This window comes from Inquilinus limosus MP06 (assembly GCF_000767795.1).
Taxonomy (GTDB): Bacteria; Pseudomonadota; Alphaproteobacteria; order DSM-16000; family Inquilinaceae; genus Inquilinus; species Inquilinus limosus_E.
The window spans coordinates 1-724 of the sequence record NZ_JANX01001113.1 but is presented as its reverse complement, the minus strand read 5'-3'; the positions used below and the strand labels follow the sequence as shown (position 1 = coordinate 724).

General features: G+C 74.9%; 2 protein-coding genes. Both read right to left on the bottom strand.

Going from position 1 to position 724, the window contains the following annotated elements:
• Positions 1–190: 190 nt before the first annotated feature.
• Positions 191–505 carry an amidoligase family protein gene (locus P409_RS37565; RefSeq protein ID WP_238578863.1) on the bottom strand — a complete coding sequence of 105 codons (315 nt, stop codon included), beginning with the start codon at positions 503–505 and terminating at the stop codon, positions 191–193.
• Positions 466–724 (bottom strand): hypothetical protein (locus tag P409_RS39845; RefSeq protein ID WP_202964919.1); only part of this gene is annotated, 259 nt, incomplete at its 5' end. The genes P409_RS39845 and P409_RS37565, both read right to left, overlap by 40 nt.

Sequence of the window (724 nt, the reverse complement as noted above, 5' to 3'; positions counted from 1 at the left end):
CCCCCGTCCTGAAACGCTGGGTCCTGGTGTCGCGGCCGGGCGGCCCTCACCCGGCCTCGCTGCGCGAGCCCGACCTCTCCCGCAAGCGGGAGAGGCAATCTGCTCGCCGACCCGCCGTTCGCTACCACCACTCAATGTGTGGATGCCGTAGTCCCCTCGCGGGAGGGGGAGGATGAATGGATAGGCCAGCTCACGCCCTTGCCCGCCACGCCTCGGCCGCGGCGGCCAGGCGGTCGCCGTCGGCGGCCAGCCGTTCCACCTCCACCCAGCAGTTCCAGTCCTGGGCGATGCTCCAGCCGGGCTCGCCGGGATGGGCCTGGGGCAGGCGGTAGTGGAAGACCGGGCGGGGCGCGATCTTCTCGTAGGGCAGGCGGGCCCGCACCCGCTCCGGGTCCAGGCTCAGCAGCAGCGGCAGCAGGTCCAGGCCGCGGTCGCGGGTCGGGTTGGCGGCCAGGTAGTCGTCGATCAGCCCGGCCCGGTCGGGCCGATAGCCCGGCGCCGCGATCCGGTGCAGGAAGGCCGGCGGATAGGGCGGCGGCAGATGCCGCTCCAGGCGTCGTTCGCCCCCGCGCGACCTCCCGCCGCAGCCGCGCCTCCATCAGCCAAGGCCAGCATCACCGCGGTGATGCGGGGCAGGTCCGCGGCCGGCGCGTCGATGTTGAAATGCAGGCCCAGCGACCCGAACAGGGTGGCGCCGCGCCCGCGCGCCCCGGCGCCGCGCAGC